The organism is Saccharothrix stipae (assembly GCF_054781895.1).
In genome coordinates, this window is the sequence record NZ_BAAGTN010000032.1 from 1 (window position 1) to 1,335 (window position 1,335).

General features: G+C 70.6%; 1 protein-coding gene. It reads left to right on the forward strand.

The annotated features are described in order from the left end of the window. Window positions 1-14 precede the first annotated feature (14 nt). Window positions 15-1,256 (forward strand): IS701 family transposase, encoded by a 1,242-nt coding sequence (locus ACYVLT_RS40305; protein WP_461125422.1) that lies wholly within the window; start codon window positions 15-17, stop codon window positions 1,254-1,256. Window positions 1,257-1,335: the final 79 nt, after the last annotated feature.

The following is a 1,335-nucleotide window of genomic DNA, read 5'->3' on the forward strand; positions in this document are numbered from 1 at the left end:
TGGGGCCGGAGGAGATGGCGTTGGTTCGCCCGGTGATCGAGGACTTCGCCGCAGGCATGTTCGGTGGGTTCGTCCGGCGTGATCAGCGGGCGAAGGGTGAGCTGTATCTGCGTGGGCTGTTGTTGGACGGCAAGCGCAAGTCGATGCAGCCGATGGGTGAGCGTCTCGGGGTGGACCACCAGCAGTTGCAGCAGTTCGTCACGACGTCGACATGGGATCACGTGGAGGTGCGTCGGCGGTTGGCGGTGTGGGCGCGGGACTTCGTCGATCCGGACGCGATCGCGGTGGACGACACCGCGTTCCCCAAGGACGGAACATCGTCACCGGGTGTGGCGCGGATGTACTGCGGGGCGTTGGGCAAGACCGCGAACTGCCAGGTCGGGGTCAGCGTGCACGCGGTGACGGACTGGGCGTCGGCGGCGCTGGACTGGCGGTTGTTCCTGCCCGAGTCCTGGGACGACCGCAAAACCACCGACCCGGACCTGGCCGCCGAAACCCGGCGCAGGCGGCAACGGTGCGCGATCCCCGACGACCAACGGCACCGGGAGAAGTGGCGCCTGGCCCTGGACATGATCGACGAACTCACCGAGTGGGGCCTGCCCGCGCGGCCCGTGGTCGCCGACGCCGGCTACGGTGACTCCTCCGGCTTCCGTCAAGGGCTCACCGACCGCGGACTGACCTACGCGGTGGCGGTCAACCCGATCGCCACTGCCCACCCCGCCACGGCGGTGCCGGTCACGCCCGCCCACGGCGGGACCGGCCGTCGGCCCGAACCCCGCTACCCCGACCCGCCCGCCGACCTGAAGACGCTGGTGACGGCCGCGGGCCGGTCGGCGGGGAGGTTCGTGGTCTGGCGCCACGGCTCCCACAAGAGCCCGGCCAACCCGACCGGGCGGATGCGGTCGCGGTTCGTGGCGTTGCGGGTGCGTCCGGCCAACCGGCACATCCCGAAGAACGCCGACGGCAGTCTCCCGGAGTGCTGGCTGCTCGCGGAGTGGCCCACCGGCGCCGCCGAGCCCACCGACTACTGGCTGTCCACCCTCCCGCCCGACATCCGCCTGCGCGACCTGGTCAGGATCGCCAAGATCCGCTGGCGCATCGAGCACGACTACCGCGAACTCAAGGACGGCCTCGGCCTGGACCACTTCGAAGGCCGCAGCTGGCTCGGATGGCACCGCCACGTCACCCGCGCCTCCCTCGCCCAAGCAATCTGCACCAAGCTCCGCCGCACCCCAAAAGCCCCTGCGCGGGACTGACGCTCTACGCCGTCCTGCGCCACCTCCAACACTTACTCGCGGTCTGGACCGGCCACTGCCACACCTGCCAACAACCCGT

What these genes read in the sequence shown, in the direction of transcription:
- ACYVLT_RS40305 (WP_461125422.1), top strand. Translation starts at nt 15, where the DNA reads ATGGCGTTGGTTCGCCCGGTGATCGAGGACTTCGCCGCAGGCATGTTC.